Genomic DNA, 24,469 nt, shown 5'->3' on the forward strand with positions numbered 1-24,469 from the left:
CTCCTCGTACTCGTCTTCGAGCCGTTGCACCTGCGCCCCGTGCCCGCGCTTCGGGCGAACACGTTTTCGGTCACGGTGTCGCGCTGCGGCGCGCTCCACGTGGCCGACACTCCCCTCAGGCGGCTAGTGTTCGATGTCCTGACGTCGACCGTGAGCCGGATGCTCGCGTCGTCGCCTGGCGCCGAAACTAACCGAAAAGGTTTTCTGAATGTATGGCAGCGCGATAGCCTCGTCAAGCAGGGCAGCGGGTTACAGTTCGATCACGGCTCGATCGTCGAGGGCGCAGCGCAGCGCACCGGCAGGAGGGGGAACGGCCTCATGACGACCCAGAGCGGGAGCGCCTCGCCGCGCGCGGCGACCCTCACCGACGTCGCACGCCTCGCCGGCGTGTCCATCGCGACCGCGTCCAAGGCGATCAACGGCCGCGACCAGGTCAAGGCCGAGACCCGCCTGCGCGTCCTCGAGGCCGCCGAGCGCCTGTCGTTCGCGCCCAACGCGCTCGCCCGCGGACTGCTCAAGGGCCGCACGGGCACGGTGGGCCTCCTCACGAGCGACCTCGAGGGCCGGTTCTCGATCCCGGTCCTCATGGGGGCCGAGGACGCGTTCGGGGCGGGCCGCGTGTCGGTCTTCCTCTGCGACGCGCGCGGCGACGCCATCCGCGAGCAGCACCACGTGCGCGCCCTGCTCTCCCGGCGCGTGGACGGCCTCATCGTCGTGGGGTCGCGGACCGACCCGCGCCCCCCGCTCAGCGCCGACGTCCCCGTCCCGGTCGTCTACGCCTACGCGCCGTCGGAGGACCTCTCCGACGTCTCGATCACCGCGGACAACGTGGGTGCGGGCCGCCTCGCCGTCGAGCACCTGCTCTCGTGCGGGCGCCGCCGGGTCGCGCACGTCTCGGGCGACCCCGGGTACAAGGCCGCGCAGGACCGCGCGGCGGGCGCCGAGGCCGCGGTGGCCGGCGCCGGGCTCGAGCTCGTCGGCGGGCAGACGTTCTTCGGCTCGTGGAGCGAGGGCTGGGGACGCGGCGCGGCGCGCATGATCGTCGAGCAGCACGGCGACGTCGACGCGTTCTTCTGCGGCTCCGACCAGATCGCTCGCGGCGTGCTCGACGCGCTGCGCGAGCTCGGACGCGACGTGCCGGGCGAGGTGTCGGTCATCGGGTTCGACAACTGGGAGGTGCTCACGACGAACGCCCGCCCCCAGCTCACGAGCGTCGACATGAACCTCGAGCGGCTCGGGCGCGTCGCGGCGCAGCGCCTCTTCGCCGCGATCGACGGCACGGTGCGCCCCGGCGTCGAGGAGCTCCCCTGCCGCGTGGTGACCCGCGCGTCGACGGTCCCGATCAGCTGAGCACGGCGCCCGCGGTGGCGCCGCTGCCGCGGTCGTCGACGTCGTCGAGGTCGAGCAGCATGCGCGTGTTGCCCAGCGTGTTGGGCTTCACGCGCGCGAGGTCGAGGAACTCCGCGACGCCGTCGTCGTGCGAGCGCAGGAGCTCGGCGTACACCTCGGGGGACACGGGCGTCCCCTCGATGGTGCGGAAGCCGTGCGCGCGGAAGAAGTCGACCTCGAACGTCAGGCAGAACACGCGCCGCAGGCCGAGCGCCCGGGCGCGCTCGACGAGCTCGACCACGAGCGCGTGCCCGACGCGGTGCCCGCGCCAGGCCGGGTCCACCGCGAGCGTGCGGATCTCCGCGAGGTCGTCCCACATGACGTGCAGCGCCCCGCACCCGACGACGCGCCGCACGTCCTCGCCGTCCGCCGCGTCCGGGTCCGGCACCTCGGCGACGACGAACTCCTGGACCGCCTCGTAGTAGCCGACCATCTCCTTGGCGAGGAGGATCCGGTCCTCGGCGTAGGGCTGCACGAGCGCACGCACCGCCCGCACGTCCGCGGGCAGGGCGGGACGGACACGGACGGCGGAGGTCGTGGGCACCGCGACACTGTACGCGCGGGAGCCACTCGGTGCATAGTCATGCACCGGGCCGCATACCTGCGCTCCGGGCCTCAGGAGCCCCCGACGAGGTGGGCCGCGGTGATCTCGTCGACGACGAGGTCGGTCACCACCCCCGCGCGCAGCGCCGCGCGCAGCGGTGCCACCTTGTTGTCCCCCGCGACGGCGCACACCCGCCGCGGAACGCGCCGCAGCTCCTCGGGCGCCGGCCCCGTCGCCCGCTCGTTGAGCGCGATGTCGCGGTAGGTCCCGTCCGCCCGGAGGAACACGGTGCAGACGTCGCCGACGACGCCCTCGGCGTCGAGGACGGCGACGTCGTCGGGGTCGAGGTACCCCGCGGAGTACACGTGCGACGGCACGCCGCCCGCGACGGCCCCGACCGAGAACAGCGCGATGTCCGCGCGGTGCTGCACGTCGAGCACGCGCCGCACGGACCGCTCGCGCCACATCGCGCGCTTCGTCTCCGCGTAGTCGAAGAACGCGGGCACTGGGAAATGGTGCACGTGGGCGTCGAAGGCGCTGCCGAAGCCCGCGATGAGGTCGCCCGCGTAGTGCACCCCCGAGGTGCGCGTGTTCGCCGCCCCGTTGAGCTGCACGACGGCGCTCCCCCGGGTCGGCTTGCGGGGCAGGTGCCGGGACACGGCGGAGAGCGTCGTGCCCCACGCGATCCCGAGGATCATGTCGGAGTCGAACCACGTCGACAGCAGGCGCGCGGTCGTCAGCGCGACCTGCTCGAGCCGCTCGACCTGCGGCGCCTGGTCCGGCACGGGGACCACGTAGGCGTCGATCCCCCACGTGCTCGCGAGGTGCTGCCCGAGCCCCGGTCCGCGGCTGCGCGCGGGCCGCAGCGAGATCTCCACCAGGCCCGTGTCGCGCGCCCGCTTCACCAGCCGCGACACGGTGGACCGCGACGTGTGCAGGTGCTTGGCGATCGCCTCCATCTTCATGTCCTGGAGGTAGTACATCGACGCCGCGCGCAGGACGTCCTGCTCCCGATCGACCATCACGATCTCCTTCCCGTCACCCCCATTCTGCACGTTCGTGCACGACGGTTGCGCGGGCGTTCGGGGCGTGGTGGTCTGGACCGTGTGCCTCCGCGCCGGAGACCCCGGTGCGCGCACGGCGGTTCCCGCTCGCGCACCCTGGTCGGGCGTGGGACCGTCGCTGTGAGCGCACCGTGGGCGCGATCGTCCCGCGGCGTGCCGCAGCACCGAGGGACGAGAGAGGAAGACGGATGGCATCCACGAGACTCACCGCGGACTCCCGGCGGCAGGCGCTCGCCGCGCTCGAGGCCAGCACCAGCGCGGACGCCGAGCTCGACGTCCTCGTGATCGGCGGCGGCGTCACCGGCGCCGGGATCGCGCTCGACGCGGTCACGCGCGGGCTCTCCACCGCGATCGTCGAGGCGCAGGACTGGTCGGCAGGGACGTCGAGCCGGTCGAGCAAGCTCGTGCACGGCGGCCTGCGGTACCTGCAGATGCTCGACTTCCACCTGGTCAAGGAGGCGCTCACGGAGCGCGACCTCCTGCTCAAGGAGATCGCGCCGCACCTCGTGCGTCCCGTTCCCTTCCTGTACCCCCTCGAGCACCGCGTGTGGGAGCGTGCCTACGTCGGCGCGGGCATCGCGCTGTACGACACGCTCGCGAGCGTCGCCCCCGGACGCCGCGCGATGCCGCTGCACCGGCACCTGTCGCGCAGCCGCATGGAGAAGAAGTTCCCCGACCTCGCGCACGACGCGGCCGTCGGCGCCGTCCAGTACTGGGACGCGTCGGTCGACGATTCCCGCCTCGTCTCGACGCTCGTGCGCACCGCCGCGTCGTACGGCGCGCACGCGGCCTCCCGCACACAGGTCGTCTCGCTCACCAAGGGCTCGACCGGCGCCGTGAACGGCGCCGTGCTCCAGGACCTCGAGACGGGCCGCGAGATCACCGTCCGGGCGCGCGCCGTGATCAACGCGACCGGCGTCTGGACGGAGGACACCGAGGCGCTCGCCGGCAGCGACGGCGGGCTGCGGGTCCTCGCGTCCAAGGGCATCCACATCGTCGTGCCGCGCGAGCGCATCAAGGGCCAGGTCGGGCTGATCCTGCAGACCGAGAAGTCGGTCCTGTTCGTCATCCCGTGGTCCCGCTACTGGGTCATCGGCACGACCGACACCCCGTGGGAGCAGGAGCTCCAGCACCCCGTCGCGACCGCGGCCGACATCGACTACGTGCTCGAGCACGCGAACGCCGTGCTCGCCCACCCCCTCACGCGCGACGACATCATCGGCACCTGGGCGGGCCTGCGGCCGCTGCTCCAGCCGGGCACCAAGGAGGGCACCAGCTCCGCGAAGGTCTCGCGCGAGCACACGGTCGCCTCCCCGACCCCGGGCCTCACGGTCATCGCCGGCGGCAAGCTCACCACCTACCGCGTCATGGCGAAGGACGCGGTGGACTTCGCGATCGGCCAGCGCGCGAGCGCCCTGCCGTCGATCACGCACAAGATCCCGCTGCTCGGCGCCGTCGGCCTCGACGCCGTGCGCCGCCAGGCACGGCCCTGGGCGTCCCGGTACGGCTGGACCCCGGCCATGGTCGACCACCTCCTGCACCGGTACGGGTCGAACCTGCGCGAGCTCGTCGAGCTGTGCGAGGCGCAGCCGGACCTCGCCCGCCCGCTCGAGCACGCGCCGGCCTACCTGCGCGCGGAGATCGCGTACGGCGTCTCCCACGAGGGGGCGCTGCACCTCGAGGACCTGCTGCTGCACCGGACGCGGCTCAACTACGAGGTGCCCGACCGGGGCCTCGCCGCGCTGCCCGAGATCGCGGCCGTCGCCGCCGAGATCCTCGGGTGGGACGACGCGACGCGCGACGCCGAGATCGCGAGCTACACCGCCCGCGCGGAGGCCGAGGCCGCCGCCGAGCAGGAGCCCGACGACGCGTCCGCCGAGCGCACCCGGCTGGAGGCGCCCGACGTGTCCCCCCTCCAGCCGCTCCGCACGACCTGACAGCTGCACATCGTCGCGAGCGAGCCCCGGGGCTGCCGACCGTCGGGTCGGCCCCCGGGGCCCCGCACACCGACCCCACGGGGCGCCACGCCGACGGCGGACCGACCCGAGGACCCGGCGCTCAGGTGCGCCGGGACGGTTGAGACAGAGAAGTCCACCACGAAAGAGAGAGCACGATGGATCAACTCCTCATGAACGCCTTTTGGTCCGAGATACTCGGCACGGCGACACTGATCCTCCTCGGCGCGGGCGTCGTCGCGAACGTCGTCCTCCCGAGGACCAAGGGCTTCAACGGCGGCTGGCTCCTCATCAACTTTGGATGGGGTCTCGCGGTCTTCGCCGGCGTGTACGTGGCCTACAAGTCGGGTGCGCACCTCAACCCGGCCGTGACCATCGGTCTCTTCACCGCCCAGGAGCCGTTCTTCTCCGTGACCGGGCCCGAGGGGCTCGTGACGGCGACGATCGAGCCGACGGTCGGCAACATGTTCCTGTACTTCGGGGCCCAGATGATCGGTGCCTTCGTCGGCGCCGTGCTGGCGTTCCTGGCGTACAAGAAGCACTTCGACGAGGACGCGCCCGGCGCGACCAAGCTCGCGGTGTTCTCCACCGGCCCCGAGATCCGCTCCTACGCGTGGAACTTCGTCACGGAGGTCATCGCGACGTTCGTGCTCGTGTTCTTCGTCGTGGCGTCCGGCAAGACCCCGTCCGGCCTGGGGCCGCTCGCGGTCGCGCTCATCGTGGTCGGTATCGGCGCGAGCCTCGGTGGTCCCACCGGCTACGCCATCAACCCTGCCCGTGACCTCGGTCCCCGCATCGCGCACGCGGTGCTGCCGATCCGGGGCAAGGGCTCGAGCGACTGGGCCTACGCCTGGGTCCCGGTCGCCGGTCCGCTGGTCGGCGGCGTCCTCGCCGGCCTGCTCGGGGCCGCCTGGGTCTGACCGACCCGGACGACCGGACCTCTCCCCCGCGTGACCGGGGAGCCGGGGGCCTCCCCGGTCACGCGACCCGCGCCGTCGGGCGCCGGGCACTACGCCGCAACCACACCCACACCGACGTGAAGGACTGAACGCACCATGGCCGACTACGTTCTCGCCATCGACCAGGGGACCACGAGCTCCCGGGCCATCGTCTTCAACCACTCCGGGGAGATCTACTCCACCGGGCAGCTCGAGCACGACCAGATCTTCCCGCGCGCGGGCTGGGTCGAGCACAACCCCGAGCAGATCTGGAACAACGTGCGCGAGGTCGTCGGTCTCGCCCTCACCCGAGGCAACCTCACGCACGAGGACATCGCGGCCGTCGGCATCACGAACCAGCGCGAGACGGCCGTCGTCTGGGACAGGACCACGGGCAAGCCCGTCTACAACGCCATCGTCTGGCAGGACACGCGCACCCAGAAGATCGTCGACGAGCTCGGCGGCGCCGAGGGCCCCGAGAAGTACAAGTCGATCGTCGGTCTGCCGCTCGCCACCTACTTCTCGGGCCCGAAGATCAAGTGGATCCTCGACAACGTCGAGGGTGCGCGCGAGAAGGCCGAGAAGGGCGACCTGCTGTTCGGCAACACCGACACGTGGGTGCTGTGGAACATGACGGGCGGCACCGAGGGCGGCGTGCACGTCACCGACGTGACCAACGCGTCGCGCACGATGCTCATGGACCTCGACACGCTCTCCTGGCGCGAGGACATCGCCGCCGACATGGGCATCCCGCTGTCGATGCTCCCCGAGATCCGGTCGTCGTCCGAGGTGTACGGCCACGGGCGCCCGCGCGGCCTCGTCCCCGGCGTCCCGATCGCCGGCATCCTCGGCGACCAGCAGGCAGCCACGTTCGGCCAGGCGTGCTTCGAGGTCGGCCAGGCCAAGAACACGTACGGCACCGGCAACTTCCTGCTGCTCAACACGGGCACGGAGAAGGTCATGAGCAAGAACGGCCTGCTCACCACGGTCTGCTACAAGATCGGCGACGCGCCCGCGGTGTACGCGCTCGAGGGCTCGATCGCCGTGACAGGCTCGCTCGTGCAGTGGCTGCGCGACAACCTGGGCATGTTCGAGGACGCGCCCGACGTCGAGTGGCTCGCGGGCAAGGTCCAGGACAACGGCGGCGCCTACTTCGTGCCGGCGTTCTCCGGCCTGTTCGCGCCCTACTGGCGGCCCGACGCGCGCGGCGCGCTCGTGGGCCTCACGCGGTACGTCAACCGCAACCACATCGCGCGCGCCGCGCTCGAGGCGACGGCGTTCCAGAGCCGCGAGGTCGTCGACGCGATGAACGCCGACTCGGGCGTCGACCTCACCGAGCTGCGCGTCGACGGCGGCATGGTCGCCAACGAGCTCCTCATGCAGTTCCAGGCCGACCAGCTCGGCGTCGACGTCGTGCGGCCCAAGGTCGCCGAGACGACGGCGCTCGGTGCGGCGTACGCCGCGGGCATCGCCGTCGGCTTCTGGAAGGGCGAGCAGGACGTCATCGACAACTGGGCCGAGGACAAGCGCTGGAGCCCGTCGATGGAGTCCGGCGAGCGCGAGCGGCTGTACCGCAACTGGAAGAAGGCCGTGACGAAGACGATGGAGTGGGTCGACGAGGACGTGGAGCAGTAGCCCGTCCCGGGACCACCCGTCGAGGGGGTGGGGTGTGCGACGTCGCGGCGTCGGGCACCCCACCCCCTCGTCGTGCTCCCACGGGGCGAGTCGCGCGCGTCGTGCCTAGCGTCGGGAGGTGCCGCGCCCCGCGGCCCGACGACGGGAGACGACATGACCGACACGCACCACGAGCAGCCCCACGCGAGCTCCGACGAGGTCGCGAAGGTCCGTGAGCTGGTCAAGGACGAGAAGATCGCCATGCTGACCACCGTCGCGACCGACGGGAGCCTCGTCAGCCGGCCGATGGGCGTCCAGGCCGTCGACTTCGACGGCGACCTGTGGTTCTTCGCCGCCGCCGACTCGCACAAGGTGGCCGAGATCGCACGCGACTCGGCGGCGAACGCGGCCTTCTCGGGCTCGACGTCGTGGGTCTCCGTGTCCGGGCGTGCCTCGCTCGTCCGTGACCGCGACAAGATCCGCGAGCTGTGGAACACGGTCGCCGACGCCTGGTTCCCCGACGGCCCGGACACGCCCGGGGTGGTCCTCATCCGGCTGCACGCCGACTCCGCGGAGTACTGGGACTCCCCCGGCGGCCGCGTCGCGACGCTCTTCAGCCTGGTCAAGGCGAAGGTCACCGGGTCGCGCTACGACGGCGGGGAGAACGAGACCGTCGAGCTGTGACGCGTGCCGTCGGACGCCGCGGGGCCCGCGGGCCCCGCGGGCCCCGCGGCTAGGGTGGCCGGGTGAGCGTCACCCGCGAGACCGCGTACACCCTGCCCGGCATCCACGTCACCGACCGCGAGCTCGAGGTGCCGCTCGTCTGGGACGACGACGCGGACCCGCGCCGCCTCACGCTGTTCGTGCGCGAGCTCGTCGACCCCGTGCGGCGCCACGACGACCTCCCGCTGCTCGTGTTCCTCCAGGGCGGCCCGGGCGGCAAGGGGCCCCGGCCGACCGGGCCGGACGGCTGGGTCGGCACCGCGCTCGCGACGCACCGGGTGGTGCTGCTCGACCAGCGCGGCACGGGCCGGTCCTCGGCGGTGCGCGGGGCGGCGCTCGCCGCGCGCGGCCCGGGGGCGGTCCAGGCCGAGTACCTCTCCCGCTTCCGGGCGGACGCGATCGTCGCCGACGCCGAGCACGTGCGCCGGACGGTGTACGGCGGTCGGCGGTGGACGTCGCTCGGCCAGTCCTACGGCGGCTTCCTCACGATGACCTACCTGTCGCGGGCGCCCGAGGCGCTCGCCGCCTGCTACGTGACGGGCGGCCTGCCTGGCCTGACGGCCGACGCGCGCGAGGTCTACCGCCGCACGCAGCCGCGCGTCGTCGCGAAGAACGCCGCCTACCGCGAGCGCTACCCGGACGACGCGGCCCGCCTCGCGCGCGTCGCGGACCTCCTCGCGGCCGACGACGTGCGGCTGCCCGACGGCGACCGGCTCACCGTGCGCCGGCTCCAGTCGCTCGGCACGGACCTCGGCATGAAGCCCGGCCCGGAGCGCATCCACTGGCTCGTGGACGAGGCGTTCGACCCCGACGCGCCGGACACCCTGACGGACACGTTCCTCGCGGAGGTCGCGGCCGCGACGTCGTTCCGCACCAACCCCCTGTACGCCGTGCTGCACGAGTCGATCTACGCGCAGGCGGGCGACGGTCCGACGGCCTGGGCCGCCGAGTCCGTCCGGGCGCAGGACCCGGCCTTCGACCCGTCGGCTCGGCCGCTGCTCCTCACCGGCGAGATGATCTACCCCTGGATGTTCGAGGAGGTCGCCGCGCTCCGGCCGTTCCGCGCGGCGGCGGAGGCGCTCGCCGCGCGGGAGGACTGGCCCGACCTGTACGACCTCGACGTCCTCGCGCGCAACGAGGTGCCGGTCGAGGCAGCGGTGTACTTCGACGACATGTTCGTGGACGCCGGGCTCTCGCTCGAGACGGCCGAGCGCGTGGGGAACGTCCGTACGTGGGTGACGAACGAGCTCGAGCACGACGGCCTGCGCACGGGCGACGTGCTCGCGCGCCTCGTCGAGCGGCTCGCCGCCCGCGGCGGCCCGCGCGCCTGACGGGGTGACGCGTCAGGCCGTCTGGTCGCGGCGCGCGCGCAGCACCCACGCCCCGGACACCAGCGCCCCGCCCAGCAGCAGCGTGAGCAGGTCGAACCCGGTGTCGCCGCGCGGCGGGGCCGGTGGGACCGCGACGGGCGCCCCGCCCGCGGCGACGACGACGGAACCGGAAGGGTCTGCCGTGCCGACCACCGGCTCCAGGTCGAGCGCGAGCCCGTCCGGCGTCGTCGGCCCGGACGCGCTCGGGGTCTCGGCGGGTGCCGGGTCCGGGGCGGTCGGAGCCGGCGACGCGGGCGGGGCGACAGGCGTCTCGGGGACGGCAGGCCCGTCGAGCGCGAGCTCCCAGGACGTCTCGCCGACGAGGACGTAGCCGTCGAGCGCGCGCGCCGTCACGGTCACCGTGCCCCGCGCGGGGTGGCGGCCCGGGGCGAGCACCTGCTCGTCGAGGACGTACTCCACGCCGTCGGCGCGCGGCACCTCGATCTCGCCCCCCGCGCCCGGGCGCGGGGCGACGACCACGGGAGCCGGGGCCGGGACCTCGGTGAGGCCGGAGAACACGAGCTCGACGGCGCGCGACCCGTCCGACCCCGGCAGCACCGGCTCCGCCTCACCCTCCGCCGCGAGCCGCAGGCCCGCGGCCGGGGAGAGCGTCAGGACGACGCGCGCCACGTGGTCGACGTACCCCCCGACGGCGTGCGTGCTGCCGGGCGGGAGCACCGTGCCGGTCGCGTCGCGGACGACGAGGCCCTCGGCGTCGGGCACGGTATACGTGTCCGCCTCGCCCGGGCCGTCCTGCGCGGCGGGGAGCACCGCCGCGACGACGGGGAGCAGCTCCGTGACCGCCTCGGCGGCGGACCGCCCGTCCGGGAGCTGCAGCACGTGGCCGTCCTCCGCCACGGCCGTCGCCCGCAGGACGCCGCCGTCCCGCGGCGCCTCGACGGTCCGGTACCCGTCGACCAGGACCACGGTGCACGCCATCGGCTCGCCGCCCAGGGACCAGCGCACGCCCTCGACCACCGGCACGAGGTAGACCGCGTCCCCGGCCGCCGCGCGGACGAGGACCGGCGGCAGCACGACCACGCGGGGCGCGGGCTCGCCGTCGGGCACGGTGGGGTCGGGGCCGGGGGGCGTCTCGCCCTCCTCCGGGGCCGCCGGGTCGGGAGCGGGGACGGAGGGAGACGCGCCCTCCTCCGGAGCGGCCGACCCGGGCGCGGGAGGCTCCGGTCCGTCCGGCACGGGAGCACCGGGCACGGCAGGCACGACGGGCCCGACGCCCACGGTGCCGGCGCCCGCGCCGGCACCGGAGTCCATGCCCGCGCCGGGGTCCGTGCCCGATGCCGCGTCGGGGCCCGTGCCGTCGGCCGCAGCGGTGGACGCCGCCGCACCCGCGGCACCGGGCCGGCCGTCCTCCACGACCCGCACGAGGGTCTCCGTCGCCACGGGCGCGACGCCCGGGTCTGCCGCGGCGCGGGCGACCGGGACGGCGTGGGCCGTCGTGGACGCGCCGACCAGGACGGCGCCCACCAGCACCGCGGCGAGCGCGGTCCGCGGGCGGGCCCGGTGCACAGACATGGGCGTGCGGCTCCTCTCCGGTCGCGTCCGCGGGTGGACGCGCCCGAGGCTCCTATGCACGCGACGGGCGACGCTGTCCGCATCGTCCCCGCGCGTCCCGTTTCGTCCGGGGTGGCGGGAGCCGCGGGCGACGCGGTTCGAGCGCTTCACCCGCCTTCCCCGAGAACCGGCGCACCTCCTCGCCTAGGGTGAGAGCGGATCACGGCGCGGTGCCGGCTCTGGGGGCGGAGCCGTGGCCGGACGCGGTTCGCAGCCCGTCCGCCCGCCCGCCCGTGGAGCGGGGGAAGCACGGAGGGCAGCATGTCGGTGACGGACACGACGACGTTCCGTCTGTACGGGGCGCCGCGCCCGCCGCACACCGAGCTCGTCCGCGAGCGCCTGCTCGACCGGCTCGAGGTCGACGCGGCGCTCCGCGTCGTCCGGGGCCCCGCGGGGGCGGGCAAGACCTCCCTCCTCGCCGAGTGGTCCCGACGCCGGGCCACGCCGGGCCTCTGGCTGTCGGTCATCCCGGAGATGACGCGCACGGACCTCTGGCGCGCGGTCGCGCGACGCGCCGCGCGGGCCGGGCTCGAGGCCTTCGAGGCGGCCCTGGGAGCCGCGGAGCTCACCGCCGAGGACGTGCCCGACCGGCTGGCCGACGCGTTCCTCGCCGTCCCCGGCGAGGTCGTGGTCGTCATCGACGACTACCAGGACGTCGCGGACGCCGCGGTCCACGACGACGTGCTCGCACTCCTGCGCCTGTGCCCGAACCTCTCCGTCGCCGTGGCGACGAGCACGGTCTCCCCGTTGGAGGCCGCCTCGATCGGGCTCGAGCTGGACCGGACGGTCATCACGGCCGACCAGCTGCCGCTGACCCGGGACGAGACGGCGCGCATGCTGCGCCAGGCCGGCGTGGACCTCGACCCCGCGGAGGCGCACGTCCTCACCGGGGGGCAGCCGCTGTACCTGCGCGTCGCGATGCTCGCGGCGGAGATGGCCGGGTCGCACGGGACCCCGGCACACGTCCAGGTCGCCGACGAGCTGCTGCGGGCCGCCCTCGAGAAGCAGCTCGAGGGCGCCGACCGGCCTCGGCTCGAGCAGGTCCTGCGGCGGTGCGCGGTCGCGGACGTCCTCACCGCCGACCTCGCCGTGGCGCTCACCCGGGAGCCCGCGGCACCGCAGCTGCTGTGGATGCTCGAGGAGCGCGGGCTGGGCGCGTGGGAGCGGCGTCCCGCGGGGCGGGTCTTCGTCCTGTTCCCCGTGGTGCGCGCGTTCGTGGCGGAGCGCGTCCGCGAGGAGCACCCGGACGAGTGGGGGCGTGCGGAGCTCGCGGCCGCGCGCTGGTACCTGACGAACGGCTACCCCGTCGAGGCGGTGCGGCACGCGGTCGACGCGGGCGACCTCGCGCTCGCCTCCTCGGCCGTCTCGCGGCACTGGGGCGAGCTGCTCGAGCCGCAGGCGCTGGTCCGCCTCGACGTCCTCAAGAGCCTCCCGCAGTCCGAGCTCCGGCGGTGGCCGCTGCTCGCCGGGGCCCTCGCGATCCATCACGACAGCGTCCCCGGGGAGCGCGCCGAGGCGATCGAGATGTACCACCTGACGCTGGCCGCCCTGCGTCCCCGGGCGAGGACGACCTCGACGGCGGAGCGCGTCGTCCTGGACGTGCTCGAGAGCGTCGCGCTGCGCTCCACGAACGCGACGCAGCGCGCCCTCGACCCGGCGCGCCGGGCACGTCGGACGCTCGACGAGCTGGGCGTGGACGAGCGCCGGGAGCTCGTCCGCGAGCTCCCCAGGCTCCGGGCCGAGGTCGCGATGTCGTTCGCGCGCGCGGGTGCGGACGACGAGGCGCTCGCCACGCTCGAGGACCTCGGCGGCTCCCCCGCCGTGGACCCGCGCGCGCTCTACGGTCTGTCGCTGCGCGCGCTCGTGCTCGCGCTCCGCGGCGACCTGCCGGAGGCCGTGCGCGACCTCGAGGTCATCGAGGCGTCACCCCACGCCGAGGTCCGCGCCGGGCGCGACGACCACCTGTACCGCATCGCGCGCGCGATCGTGTGCCTCGAGCGCTTCGACACGCGCGGCGCCCAGGCCCACCTCGACGTCCTGCGGCCGCACGTCGCGACGCTCGAGACCCGCCCGGTCGTCGCCACCGTGCAGGCCTACGTCGACCTGGTCTCGTTCGAGCCGGCCCTCGGCGTCGAGCGGCTGCGCCGCTACATCGAGTCCGAGCGCGGGCGCCGGCGCATCTCCGCGCGCGACATCGACCACCTCGACTACGTCAGCGGGCTGCTCGGGCTCGCGCGCGGCCAGGTCGGCGCGGTGCACTCGTGGCTCAAGGTCGCCCCGGCGACGTCGTCGCTCACCTGGCTGCTGCAGGCCCACGTGGCCCTCCTCACCGGCCGGTGGAGCACCGCGCGGGACGTGCTCGTCGCGCACACGCCGTCGCGGACGGCCGCACCCCGCCTGCGGGCCGCGCACGCCGTCCTGCTCGCCGCCGCCCTCACGCACGCCGAGGAGGAGACGCAGGCGCGCGACGCCCTGGACAAGCTCGCCGGCGTCGCCGAGGACCGGCGGCTGCGGTTCGCGCTCGCGCTCCCGGCCCGGCACGACCTCCTCGCGCTCGCCGAGCTGGCGGCACGGAGCAAGGACCAGACGGCGCAGCGCCTCATCGGGGACGCGGCACCCGTCCCGGAGCTCTTCGCCGCGACGGCCGACCTCCCGCAGCCCTTGTCCGACCGGGAGGTCGTCGTCCTCGACTCCCTCATGCGGCACGCGACCGCGATCGACATCTCCCGGAGCCTCACCGTGTCCGTGAACACGGTCAAGAGCCAGCTCCGCTCGATCTACCGGAAGCTCGGCGTGCGCCGGCGCGAGGACGCGCTCGCGCGCGGGATCGAGCTGGGGCTCCTCCCCGCCCAGCGTCCGCTGCCCGCGAGCGGCACGGACGGGGCCTGAGGCCCGCCCTGGTCAGACGAGGTCGTCGACGATCTTCGCGGACGCGCGCATCTCGGCACGGGCGAGGTCGTCGTCGATCTCGCGACCCGCCGCGATGAGCGCCGCGCGCGGCAGCCACGAGAAGACGACGAGGACGGGGTAGCTGTCCTCGCCCACGTACACGCGGCGGCGCCAGGCTGCCCACGCCACGGCGCGCGTGAGCACGCGCACGGGGTCGTCGAGCTCGTTCGCCGCGTGCGCGGCGTTCTCCCACCCGTGCTGCGCCTCGCTCATGACGCGCGCCCCGCCGTGCCCGAGCGGGCGGGCGAGCGCCGCGAGGCCGATGTCCTCGGCGATCACGACGGCCTCCGACGGGACCAGGTCCAGGCCGTCCCGGTACGTGCCGAACGTCGCGGGGTCCAGGTGGCGCCACGGGTCGTCGTCGGGCAACGAGTCCAGGAGGTCGGTGAGGGCGCCGGCGAGGAGCGTCACGGCGCGCAGCGGGTGCGCCTTCGCCTGGGCGCGCATCGCGGCCATGGTCGCGAGCCGGTCGTCGGGGTCGATGAGCGGCTCCACGAGGCCCACGGCCCAGATGGCCCACGTCGTGTCGTCCCACGGCGCGCCGGCGCCGTCCTCCTCCGGGGTCACCGCGACACCACCCCGCCCGGGGCGTCGGCGGCCCGGTACGGCGACGCCGTCGAAGCGCAGGACGCTGCGTGCACCCGGTCCACCTCCTGATCTCGTCCTGCCCTGTCCGTCCGGCGAGCCCGTCGCCGAGGACAGCATCCCACCGAGGCGACGTCCGCGAAACACCCGCGGCGGGCGAAGCGTGCGGAGATCACCCGCTGCCCGGGGTGCCCGAGGGTGAAGTCCGGTGTGAAAGACGGTGTCCGGCGCGCCAGGAGCCCCTCCGGGTCCGCATGCTTGGACCGTGACCGACCGGACCCTGCTCGACCCGCGCCCGCACCGGGCGCGCGACGCGCGTCCCGTGCGCGCCGTCGACGAGGGCCCGCAGGACGACGACGACCCCGGAGCGCTCCGGGACGAGGTCGCCCGCGTCGTCGCGATCGAGGACGACGCCCGGTACCGCGCCGAGGTCTCGTCCCTCCTCGCCGCCCACGCGACGCAGTGGCGCCGGATCGCGGCGCGCCTGTGCCGCACCAACTCGGTGCCCGCGGCGCAGCACCTCGACGACGTCGCGGCGATCGTCGTGGAGACCGCCTGGGAGATGCTCGAGCGCTCCCGGCGCGACCCCGCGTACCTGCGCAGCATGCGCTCGTTCCTCGCGATCGTCGTCTACACCGCACGCCCGCGCGTCCGCTCGTTCCTCGACCACGCGACCGCACCGGCGTCGGGCATGGTGGCCGCGCAGCGTCGGCGTCGCGAGCTCGCGCGCACCCGCTCGGAGCTCGCCGCGCTGCGCGGCGCGGCCCCCTCGGTCGAGGAGGCCGTGCGCGCCACCAACGAGCGCCTCGGCGCCCACCGGGCCGACGTCGTCCGGCAGGGCATGGTCGTGACGGAGGCGGACGAGCTCGTGCTGCGCGGCGCGCTGTCGTTCGACGAGGCCCTCGACTCCGCGCGCACGACCGACGCGCACGCGGACTGCGTGCTGCACGCGGTCGAGGTCCCGGCGCTCGTCCGGTCCGTCGTCGACGCGGCGCACGCGCAGGACCCGGTCCGCGGACGCGTCGCGGCGCTCTGGATGTCCGAGGCGTACGGGGGCGGCGGACCGCTCCCGGGTCATGACACGGTCGTGTGGATCGCCCGGACCCTGGGTCTCCCCCGCCACCGGACCGTCGACCACATCGAGCGGGTCCGGGAGCTGGCGGCGCGGCACCTGCGGGACGTCGGCATCGTCCTCGACGCCGTGGAGACCGGGTGAGCGCGCACGTCGCTCCACGACCCGCACCTGCCGGGAGGCCCGCGGCGCAGCGCCGCGGCGAGCAGGAGAACCGCACCGTGGCGAGCACGGGGACCAGGGGGCGGCCGCAGGGCGGGCGCAGGAGCACAGGGGGCAGCAGGACATGTCTGACGCGGGACCCGGGCCTCGACGCTCGGTCGTCGAGGATGCGCTCGTCGTCGCTGCGACGGTGCCGGAGAGCGAGCACGATCGTGCGGTGGCCGGCCTCGTCGCCGTGCACGCCGTCGGGCTCGCGCGCGACGCCCGGCGGCACGTGCGGGCCTCGGGCGTCACGGGGACGGACCGGGCCGCCGCGCTGCGCGCGGTGACCGACGCGCAGCGCGCCGTCCTGGACGACCTCGTCACCGGTCGCCGCCCGCTCGACGGCCGCGCCTGGGCGCCCACCGTGCGCTTCGAGGCCGTCCGCGCCGTGCGCGCGCTGGCGGCGGACGGCACCGTCGTCGTGCCGCCGTACCGCCACCGCCTCGCGGCCGACCGCGTCGCCCTGCTCGTGCTCCGCGAGACCGCTGCCGTCGTCGACCTGCCCGCGTCCCGGGAGGTCGTCCGCGCAGGGGCCGTCGCGTCGGGGGTCCCGGCCGCACCGCCCGCGAGCGGCGACGCCGCCGTCCCGTGCGCGCTCCCGTCGGCCCGGCCGACGCCGTCGGTCGCACCGGCGCACGACCTCGCGCGTCGGGATCGCCGTGCGCTCGTGGCGCAAGGGCGCGCGCGCTCCCGCGTCCAGGGACGTTCCGTGCGCTGGGGCGCCGCCGCGGTGCTCTCCGCGGCGACGCTCGTGTTCGGGGCCGTGGTCGCGCCCGCGGAGGACGAGGTCGGCCCCGGCCTCGGCGTCTCGGCCCGGCCCGAGCAGGTGCTCCTGGGCACGGCCCCGGGCACCGGCTCGACCGGGTGGGCACCGCTCGACGGCGTCGGCGCCGCGGCCGTCCGCCTCGACCTGTCCGCCCCGGTGCTGACGGGCCTCGCGCCGTCGACCGCGCCCGCCGTCGAGCTCGTCGACGAGCCGGCCGACGACTCGGTCGGCGAGTCCGTCGGCACGGGGGTGGGCGACGCCGCCGACGAGCCCGTCGACGCACCGCTGCCGGCGGTCGTCCCCGCCGCGCCGGGACCGGCCGTCCGCGAGACGACCCCGCCGGCTCCCGCGCCGGCCCCGCCGCCCGCTCCTGCAGCCGCACCGAAGCCCTCGCCGGCGGCGCCGAAGCCGTCGCCGAAGCCCACGCCGAAGCCGGCGCCGGCCGCTCGCCCCGCACCGACGCCCGTGCCCGCGCGACCGGCGCCGCCGGTCACGCGCCCGGCGCCGCCGAAGCCCGCCCGTCCCGCACCGCGGCCGGACGACGCACGCGGCTCCGCCCGGCCCGGGACGGCGAAGCCGCAGCCGCAGATCCGTGACGACCGGCGCACCGACAAGGACTCGGGCCGGCAGGACCGGGGCCACGGCGGCGGGCGCGACGGCCGCGGCGGGCGCGGGTAGCGCTCGACGGCGGACCTCCTGACGGCACGGGGGCTCCCGATGGGCCCGGGCACCCCCGAGGGCACGAGAGCCCTCGTCGGCCGAGGCCCGCACGTCCCGTGCGGGGCGTCAGGGCCGCGCGTCGAGCCCCAGCAGCGCGCGGGCGCGCGCCTCGCCGCCGGGCGCGACGAGGGCGGCGGCGCGGTTGTCCGCGGCGACCTGGTCGACGATCTCGGCACGGTGGACCCGCACCTCGCGGGGCGCGTCGATCCCGACGCGCACCCCGTCGCGGCCTACCGACACGACCGTGACCACGACGTCGTCGCCGACGAGGATCCGTTCTCCCACCTTGCGTCCCAGCACCAGCATCGCCACGTCCTCCTGACGTCCCGCGTGTCATCCTGACCGTTCGGGAGACCTATGCGGGCGCGGCCCGGGTCAGCCTGCGTGCCGGAGCTCGGGGAGCCCGAGCGCGAGGACGGAGTCCGGGGTCGTCGTCAGCCCGCGTCCGACCACGACCATGGCGCGGACCAGCACGAGGCGCTGCACCTCGGCGACCCAGCGCTCGGTGTCGGCGGGCTTGCGCGAGGCGTCGACCACGACCGCGACCTGCTCGGCGCCCAGCTCGTCGAGGACCCGCGCCGCACCGACCGCGTCCACGCGCACCCCGACGGCCACGACCGTGGCGCGGGCCGCGCGGACCCCGCGGGCACGGGCCTCGGTCGCCGCGCGGCGGTCGTCGACGCGCACCGTGTCGCCGTCCGTCGCCGCGCCCGCGCAGGCCGTGAGCAGGCCCTCCCGCTGCGCCATCGCGCGGGCCGCCGGGACGACGTCCGCGGCCAGCCCGACGAGCGCCACGAGGTCCCCCGGCGCCGCGCGCAGCACCGGCGCGGCGGGTGGCGACGAGGCGGGGACGGGCGCGGGCGGCGGCTCCGCCGTCTCGGCCACGAGCTCGTCGAGCAGGGCGGCGAAGTCGTCGCCCCGGGTCGAGACCTCGACCGCGGCCGTCGGCGCCGGGCGCAGCGCGTCCCCCTCGTCGGCGTCGTCGAGCAGCGCCGCGATGCCCGCCCGGCGGGCCGCGGGGAACCGGACCGGCCCGACGGCGGTCCGGGGCCGCGCGTCGCTCACCTCGACCACCACCTCGTAGTGCTGTCGCCCGAAGAGTCCCTTGAAGCCGCCCGTGATGACCCGCTCGGCGGAGACGATCCGCGCGTCCGGGCCGTGCAGCCGCCGTGCCTGGGCGAGCACCGCGTCGAGGGACTCACCCTCGAGCCGCAATCGCCGGGGCATCGTTCACCACCCCGACCGTCTCGATGAGCGCGTTGCCCGCCGTCACCTCGGTGTACGACAGCACGGCGAGGTCGGGCACCTGCGTCGCGACGAGGCGCCGGACCGCCGCCCGCAACGACGGCGCGCACACGAGGACGACGTCCTCGCCGGAGGCCCGGGCCGCCTGCACGCGCTCGCCCACGGACGACCGGAACGCGTCGAGGCGTGCCGGGTCCACGACGATCGCCGTGCCCTGCTCGCCGCCGGGCTGGCGGCCCGCGAGCATCGCCTGCTCGAGGGCGGGGGCGATCGTCACGACCCGGATCGTGCCGGCGACCGTGTGCCGGGCCGGGATCGCGGGACCGAGCGCGGCGCGCGCCGCCTCGACGAGGTGCTCGGGGTCGGTCGAGCGCTTCGCGGCGAGCGCGAGCGCCTCGTAGATCCGGGGCAGGTCGTTGACGGCGACCTGCTCCTCGAGCAGCCCCTGCAGGACGCGCTGGACCTCCGCGAGCGACAGCAGGGCCGGCGTGAGCTCGTCGACGGCCGACGGGTTGGTCCGCTTGACCTCGTCGGTGAGCACGCGCACGTCCTCGCGGGACAGCAGCCGCGCCGCGTTCGCGGCGATGAGGGCCGACAGGTGGGTGACGAGCACGGAGACCCGGTCGATGACCGTGGCGCCGGCCATCTCGGCGCTGTGCCGCATCTCCACCGGGACCCACTTGCCGTCCATGCCGAACACCGGGTCGACGGTCGCCAGCCCGGGCAGCGCGGCGAGGTCGTCGCCGAGCGCGAGGACCTTGCCGGCCGGCGCCTGCCCGCGACCGGCCTCGACGCCGGCGATCCGCACCGCGTAGGTCGACGCCGGGAGCTCGATCGAGTCGCGCGTGCGGACGGGCGGCACGACGACCCCGAGGTCCGTCGCGATCTTGCGTCGCAGGGCGCGGACCCGTCCGAGCAGGTCGTCGTGCGCGCCGGTGACCAGGTCGACGAGGTCGGGCGCGAGGAGGATCTCGAGCGCGTGCACGCGCATCTGCTCGAGGAGGTCCTCCGTGCCGTCGCTGCGCGTGCTCTCCTTCTCGATCTGCTCGGCCGCGGCGCGCGCGACCTCGGCCCGCCGCTGGCGCGCCTTGATCTGCTGGGCCGCGACGATCAGGCCGACCCCGAGCACGAGGAAGGGCAGCTTGGGCACGCCCTCGATGAGCGCCATGGCGAACGCCGCGACGCCCGCGATGGCGAGCGCCTGCCGGGACTGGACGAGCTGGCTCGACGCCTGCGAGCCGACGTCGCCCTCGCCCGAGTTCGAGCGCGTGACGATCATGCCGGTGGCGACCGCCATGAGCAGCGCGGGGACCTGGGTGACCAGCCCGTCGCCCACCGTGAGGATGGAGTACGTGTCGACGGCCTCCATGGCCGGCATGCCGTGCATGACCACGCCGATCACGATGCCGCCCAGCAGGTTGATGAGCGTGATGACGATGCCCGCGATGGCGTCGCCCTTGACGAACTTCGACGCGCCGTCCATCGCCCCGTAGAAGTCCGACTCCGCGGAGATCTCGGCGCGGCGGGCCCGCGCGTCCTGCTCGCTGATGAGCCCCGCGTTGAGGTCCGCGTCGATCGCCATCTGCTTGCCGGGCATCGCGTCGAGCGTGAACCGCGCCCCGACCTCGGCCACGCGCTCGGCGCCCTTGGTGATCACGAGGAACTGGATGACGACGAGGATGAGGAACACGACCATGCCGATGACGAGGTTCCCGTCGACGACGACGTGGCCGAACGCGCCGATGACCTCGCCCGCGTAGCCGTCGCCGAGCACGAGCCGCGTCGAGGCGACGTTGAGACCCAGGCGGAAGAGCGTCGCGACGAGCAGCAGCGACGGGAACACCGAGAAGTCGAGCGGCTTCTTGACGAACATCGACGTCAGGAGGATCACGAGCGACAGCAGGATGTTGACGATGATGAGCACGTCGAGCATCGCCGCGGGGATCGGCACGACGAGCAGCAGGACGATGCCGACGACGCCGAGCGGTACGGCGATCATGGCGAGGGATCGGTTCTTCACGCGGAACGCTGGTCCTTCCGGGTCCGGGGCGTCGGCGGCTGCTGACGCGAGGTCCTATGCAGGTCGCCGCCACCGCAGCGCGCGCCGACCGGTGGGCCGGGGCGGGTCATGCGGCCTGCGCGTCGTCCGCGGCGGGCCACTCGCCCGGCGCGATCGCCGGGCGGGCCATGCGGTGCGGGACCGACGAGGCCGCCGCGCCGCGACGCGTGAGCGCCATGACGAACGCGAGGACCCGCGCGACGGCCATGTAGAGCTCGACGGGGACCTCCTGCCCGACGTCGCACGCCCGGTGCAGGGCGCGCGCGAGCGGGACGTCGCGCACCATCGGCACCCGCGACTCCTCGGCCTTCTCGCGGATGCGGGCGGCGACGTGGTCGGCCCCCTTCGCGACGACGCGCGGCGCGGAGCGGCCCGGCTCGTACCGCAGGGCGACCGCGACGTGGGTCGGGTTGACGACGACGACGTCCGCGTCGGCCACGGCGGCGATCATGCGGTTGCGCGTCATCGAGCGCGCCATCGACCGGCGCTGCGACTTCACGAGCGGGTCGCCGTCGGTGCTCTTGTGCTCGTCCTTGAGCTCCTTCTTGGTCATGCGCGTCTTCTTGCGGTTGCGCCGTGCCACCACCAGCAGGTCGAACAGCGCGAGGGTGAGGCCCGCCGCCGTCGCCCAGACCAGGAGCGAGCGCACGCCGGAGCCCGCCGCCTCGAGCAGCGACGCGATCGGCAGACCGCCCGCGGCCAGGAGGACCGGCATGAGCGACTGGACGACCGCGTAGAGCACGACGCCGACGACCGTCGTCTTGAGCAGGGCCTTGGCGCCGTTCCACAGCGCCTGCGCGCCGAACATCCGCTTGAGCCCGCTCATCGGGTTGAACTGGTCGGCCTCCGGGCGCAGCCGCTTCAGGTGCAGGCCGCCCTGCGCGACCGACGCGAGCAGCACGGCGACGGCGATCGCCCCGAGGAGCGGCAGCATGGTCGGCACCACGGTGCCGAGCGCGTCCTGCGCGAGCTCGAGCGCGACCGCGGGCTCGGGGTTCTCGATCACGGTGCGCAGCGACAGCACCTGGTCGGTCGCGGCCCGCGCCGCGGCGCTCACGGTCAGCGGGATCACCGCGCCGGCGATCCCGACCCCGACCCAGGCGGTGAGGTCCTGCGACTTGCCGAGCTGGCCCTTGGACCGGACCTCCTTCATCTTCCGGTCGGAGGCCTGCTCGGTCTTCTCCTCGGTGGAGTCGGCCATCAGCCCACCCCGCCCATGCGCTCGACGGCCTCGGCCGTGAGCACCGACACGACGTGCGGCAGCGCGACGAGCACGGTCCCGACGAGCGCGAGCGTGAGGAAGATCTTCAGCGGGAAGCCCATCGCGAACGCGTTGAGCGCGGGAGCGACCCGGTTGACCAGGCCGAGCCCGGCGTCGGCCAGGAAGAGCACGACGACGATCGGCCCGGCGATCTGCAGCCCCGCCACGAACGAGCCGGTGAGGGCCTCGACGAACGACGCCGCGGGGACGCCGGCCAGGCCACCCACCGGGACGGCGTCGTACGAGCGGGCGAGGCCGAGCACGACCAGCTGGTACGCGTCGGACGCGAACATGAGCACGACCGCGAGGAGCGCGAAGAGGCGCGTGAACTGCGACCCGTTGACGTTGGTCTGGGGGTCGTACGCCATGCCGAGCGAGAACCCTCCGAACAGGTCGAGGTGGGCGCCCGCGGCGGTGATCGCCGAGAAGACGACCATGACGAGGGTCCCGAGCATCGCCCCCGTGACCGCCTCGGCGACGAGGTGCCCGAGGAACGTCGCGGTGCCGGTCGCCTCGTACCCGGGGGCGGCGCGCCCCGAGACGACGAGCCCGAGCGAGACGGCGAGGATGGCGCGCACCTGGCGCGGGATGGCGTGGTGCGAGAACGGCGGCGCGATGGTCATGAACGCGGCCATGCGCACGCCCGCGAGCATCGTCGCCTGGAGCCAGGCGAGGTCGATCTCGAGCTCCACGGGACGTCAGCCCCCGTTCAGCAGCGACGGGATGAGGTCGAACATCTCGTGCGTGAACGTCACCATCTCGCCGATCATCCAGTTGCCGCACACGACGAGCGCGACGGCGACCGCGAGCGCCTTGGGGACGAACGAGAGCGTGATCTCCTGGATCTGCGTGACGGACTGCACGATCGAGATGGCGAGCCCCACGACGAGCGACGTGACGAGCACGGGGGCCGCGAGCTTGGCGGCGAGGACGAGCGCCTGCGTGGCGACGTCGAGGACGGCGGCGGTCTCCACGGTCAACCCATCCCGTACGAGCCGATGAGCGACGTCGTGATGAGACCCCACCCGTCGACGAGGACGAAGAGCAGCAGCTTGAACGGCAGCGAGATCATCGTCGGCGGCAGCATCATCATGCCCATGCTCATGAGGGCCGCGGCGACGACGAGGTCGATGACGAGGAACGGCACGAAGACGACGAACCCGATGATGAACGCGGCGCGGAGCTCCGAGATGACGAACGCGGGGACGAGCGTCGTGAGGGGGACGTCGACGGGGGTCGCCGGGTTCTCGAGGTCGGCGGCGCGCGTCATGAGCGCGAGGTCCTCCTCGCGCGTGTGGGCGAGCATGAACTCGCGCAGCGGCACGGCGCCCGCGTCGAGCGCCTGGCTGAAGGTCGTGGTGCCGTCGAGGTAGGGCTGCACCGCGGCGTCGTTGATCTCTCCGAACACCGGCCACATGACGAACAGCGAGAGGAACAGCGCGAGCCCGGCGAGGACCATGTTGGGCGGCACCGTGGCGGTGCCCAGCGCGTTCCGGGTCAGGGCGAGGACGACGAAGATCTTGGTGAACGACGTCATCATGAGCAGCAGCGTCGGCGCGAGCGACAGCAGCGTGATGCCGACCAGCGTGACGAGGGACGACGACGGCTCGCCGTTCGGCCCGTTGATCTCCACCGAGAGCGTCGACCCCCCGTCCTGCGGGTCGAGCGGCTGGGTGGGCGGTGCCGGGTCGGTCGGGTCGACGACCGCCGCGCCCGCGTGGGGCGCGAGCAGGACGGTCGCGACCGCCACGAGGAGCAGGACCGCCCCGACGAGCACCGCGACGCGCAGCGTGCGGCGCGACGGGAGAGCGCGTGTCACCGGGCACCTCCTCGGACGACGCGCGCGGCCTTGCGCCACGTGTCGGGCGCGAGGAACGTGCGCAGGGCGCTCGTCGGCGCGGGGTGCGGGACGACGACGGTCGTGGTGGTCCCCGCCAGGGGTCCCGGGACGTCCGGGGGCGCGGTGGCGGGCGCGAGGGCGGGCACGGAGCCGGGCTCGCCGTCCCACGCCGGGGCGTCCCCGTTCGCGGGCGGCTGCGCGAGCCACAGGCGGGCCGCGGTGACGGCGTCGTCGAACGAGGGCTCGGCCGAGGTCGGGGCGTCCGCGGGCGCCGCGTCCGTGGTCGGGACGACGGCGGAAGTCGCGTCCGCGGTGGTGCCGGGCGCGGGCGGGGCGGCGGACGGCACCGGGGACGGGCCGTCGATGACGGTCACGGACGACTCCGTCACGCCGAGCAGGTACCGGCGGCCCCCGGCCTCGAGCAGGACCGCGGCGCTCTTCTGCGACAGCCCCTGGCGGGCGACCACGGTCAGCTGCTCGTGGCGTCCGCGCGGCGCGGAGCGCGAGGTCTTGCTCGCGACCCGGTACGAGACCCACAGGAGCCCGAGCACGACCGCCAGCGAGAAGGCGACGCGCAGGACGGTGGTGACGTCCATGCC

Annotated in this window: 21 protein-coding genes; 9 read left to right on the forward strand and 12 right to left on the reverse strand. The window is 74.8% G+C overall.

Going from position 1 to position 24,469, the window contains the following annotated elements; translation table 11 throughout:
* The first annotated feature begins 318 nt into the window (after positions 1-318).
* A complete protein-coding gene (locus ABIE39_RS16640) occupies positions 319-1,350 on the forward strand; it encodes a LacI family DNA-binding transcriptional regulator (protein WP_354052667.1) in 1,032 nt (343 codons plus the stop codon).
* Here the strand turns inward: ABIE39_RS16640 and ABIE39_RS16645 are convergent.
* A complete protein-coding gene (locus tag ABIE39_RS16645) occupies positions 1,343-1,933 on the reverse strand; it encodes an amino-acid N-acetyltransferase (protein WP_354052669.1) in 591 nt (196 codons plus the stop codon). The two genes, ABIE39_RS16640 and ABIE39_RS16645, sit on opposite strands and share 8 nt — an antisense overlap.
* Positions 1,934-2,004: 71 nt before the next feature.
* Entirely contained in the window at positions 2,005-2,958 is a 954-nt protein-coding gene (locus ABIE39_RS16650; RefSeq protein ID WP_175007709.1) for a sugar-binding domain-containing protein, read from the reverse strand.
* Positions 2,959-3,185: 227 nt separating this feature from the next.
* Here ABIE39_RS16650 and ABIE39_RS16655 point away from each other — a divergent pair, with 227 nt between their 5' ends.
* The 5 genes from ABIE39_RS16655 to ABIE39_RS16675 all read left to right on the forward strand — a co-directional run bounded on the left by ABIE39_RS16655 (position 3,186) and on the right by ABIE39_RS16675 (position 9,558).
* Positions 3,186-4,934, forward strand: coding sequence for a glycerol-3-phosphate dehydrogenase/oxidase (locus ABIE39_RS16655; protein ID WP_354052671.1), 1,749 nt, complete (start codon positions 3,186-3,188; stop codon positions 4,932-4,934).
* A 191-nt stretch (positions 4,935-5,125) separates the two neighbouring features.
* Positions 5,126-5,872, forward strand: coding sequence for an MIP/aquaporin family protein (locus tag ABIE39_RS16660; RefSeq protein WP_240696709.1), 747 nt, complete (start codon positions 5,126-5,128; stop codon positions 5,870-5,872).
* A 135-nt stretch (positions 5,873-6,007) separates the two neighbouring features.
* Positions 6,008-7,525: a glycerol kinase GlpK gene (glpK, locus tag ABIE39_RS16665; RefSeq protein WP_175007707.1), complete on the forward strand. Its 1,518-nt coding sequence runs from the start codon at positions 6,008-6,010 to the stop codon at positions 7,523-7,525.
* Positions 7,526-7,678: 153 nt separating this feature from the next.
* Entirely contained in the window at positions 7,679-8,188 is a 510-nt protein-coding gene (locus ABIE39_RS16670) for a pyridoxamine 5'-phosphate oxidase family protein (RefSeq protein WP_354052674.1), read from the forward strand.
* A 62-nt stretch (positions 8,189-8,250) separates the two neighbouring features.
* A complete protein-coding gene (locus tag ABIE39_RS16675; RefSeq protein ID WP_354052676.1) occupies positions 8,251-9,558 on the forward strand; it encodes an alpha/beta fold hydrolase in 1,308 nt (435 codons plus the stop codon).
* A gap of 12 nt (positions 9,559-9,570) precedes the next feature.
* On the opposite strand, the gene ABIE39_RS16680 is transcribed toward ABIE39_RS16675, so the two are convergent.
* The gene (locus tag ABIE39_RS16680) at positions 9,571-11,130 is read right to left on the reverse strand and encodes a hypothetical protein (RefSeq protein WP_354052678.1); all 1,560 of its coding nucleotides are present in this window, start codon (positions 11,128-11,130) and stop codon (positions 9,571-9,573) included.
* Positions 11,131-11,430: 300 nt separating this feature from the next.
* Between ABIE39_RS16680 and ABIE39_RS16685 the strand changes: the two genes are divergently transcribed.
* A complete protein-coding gene (locus ABIE39_RS16685; RefSeq protein WP_175007704.1) occupies positions 11,431-14,058 on the forward strand; it encodes a LuxR C-terminal-related transcriptional regulator in 2,628 nt (875 codons plus the stop codon).
* 12 nt (positions 14,059-14,070) lie between these two features.
* On the opposite strand, the gene ABIE39_RS16690 is transcribed toward ABIE39_RS16685, so the two are convergent.
* Positions 14,071-14,685 (reverse strand): hypothetical protein, encoded by a 615-nt coding sequence (locus tag ABIE39_RS16690; protein WP_074808686.1) that lies wholly within the window; start codon positions 14,683-14,685, stop codon positions 14,071-14,073.
* 283 nt (positions 14,686-14,968) lie between these two features.
* Between ABIE39_RS16690 and ABIE39_RS16695 the strand changes: the two genes are divergently transcribed.
* Together ABIE39_RS16695 and ABIE39_RS16700 are read left to right on the forward strand one after the other, a co-directional pair.
* Entirely contained in the window at positions 14,969-15,919 is a 951-nt protein-coding gene (locus tag ABIE39_RS16695) for a hypothetical protein (RefSeq protein WP_257416684.1), read from the forward strand.
* A gap of 235 nt (positions 15,920-16,154) precedes the next feature.
* Positions 16,155-17,423 carry a hypothetical protein gene (locus ABIE39_RS16700; RefSeq protein WP_354052681.1) on the forward strand — a complete coding sequence of 423 codons (1,269 nt, stop codon included), beginning with the start codon at positions 16,155-16,157 and terminating at the stop codon, positions 17,421-17,423.
* Between the two features lie 108 nt (positions 17,424-17,531).
* Here ABIE39_RS16700 and csrA read toward each other — a convergent pair whose 3' ends face one another.
* The 8 genes from csrA to ABIE39_RS16740 all read right to left on the reverse strand — a co-directional run bounded on the left by csrA (position 17,532) and on the right by ABIE39_RS16740 (position 24,466).
* A complete protein-coding gene (csrA, locus tag ABIE39_RS16705; protein WP_074808677.1) occupies positions 17,532-17,771 on the reverse strand; it encodes a carbon storage regulator CsrA in 240 nt (79 codons plus the stop codon).
* Between the two features lie 69 nt (positions 17,772-17,840).
* Complete coding sequence (locus ABIE39_RS16710) at positions 17,841-18,692, reverse strand: hypothetical protein (RefSeq protein WP_175007701.1); 852 nt, start codon at positions 18,690-18,692, stop codon at positions 17,841-17,843.
* On the reverse strand, positions 18,664-20,709 hold the full coding sequence (locus ABIE39_RS16715; RefSeq protein ID WP_354052695.1) for a flagellar biosynthesis protein FlhA: 2,046 nt from the start codon (positions 20,707-20,709) through the stop codon (positions 18,664-18,666). Before ABIE39_RS16715 ends, ABIE39_RS16710 begins: the two co-directional genes overlap by 29 nt.
* Before the next feature lie 127 nt (positions 20,710-20,836).
* A complete protein-coding gene (locus tag ABIE39_RS16720; RefSeq protein WP_354052683.1) occupies positions 20,837-21,970 on the reverse strand; it encodes an EscU/YscU/HrcU family type III secretion system export apparatus switch protein in 1,134 nt (377 codons plus the stop codon).
* Entirely contained in the window at positions 21,970-22,722 is a 753-nt protein-coding gene (locus ABIE39_RS16725) for a flagellar biosynthetic protein FliR (protein WP_074808668.1), read from the reverse strand. The genes ABIE39_RS16720 and ABIE39_RS16725 overlap by 1 nt, the downstream gene beginning before the upstream one ends.
* 6 nt (positions 22,723-22,728) lie before the next feature.
* Complete coding sequence (gene fliQ, locus ABIE39_RS16730; RefSeq protein ID WP_021482560.1) at positions 22,729-23,004, reverse strand: flagellar biosynthesis protein FliQ; 276 nt, start codon at positions 23,002-23,004, stop codon at positions 22,729-22,731.
* Between the two features lie 2 nt (positions 23,005-23,006).
* Positions 23,007-23,849 carry a flagellar type III secretion system pore protein FliP gene (gene fliP, locus ABIE39_RS16735; RefSeq protein WP_074808666.1) on the reverse strand — a complete coding sequence of 281 codons (843 nt, stop codon included), beginning with the start codon at positions 23,847-23,849 and terminating at the stop codon, positions 23,007-23,009.
* Positions 23,846-24,466 carry a FliO/MopB family protein gene (locus ABIE39_RS16740; RefSeq protein ID WP_209829919.1) on the reverse strand — a complete coding sequence of 207 codons (621 nt, stop codon included), beginning with the start codon at positions 24,464-24,466 and terminating at the stop codon, positions 23,846-23,848. Before ABIE39_RS16740 ends, fliP begins: the two co-directional genes overlap by 4 nt.
* Between the last annotated feature and the right edge of the window lie 3 nt (positions 24,467-24,469).

It is taken from the genome of Cellulosimicrobium sp. 4261 (genome assembly GCF_040546915.1).
GTDB lineage: Bacteria > Actinomycetota > Actinomycetes > Actinomycetales > Cellulomonadaceae > Cellulosimicrobium > Cellulosimicrobium cinnabarinum.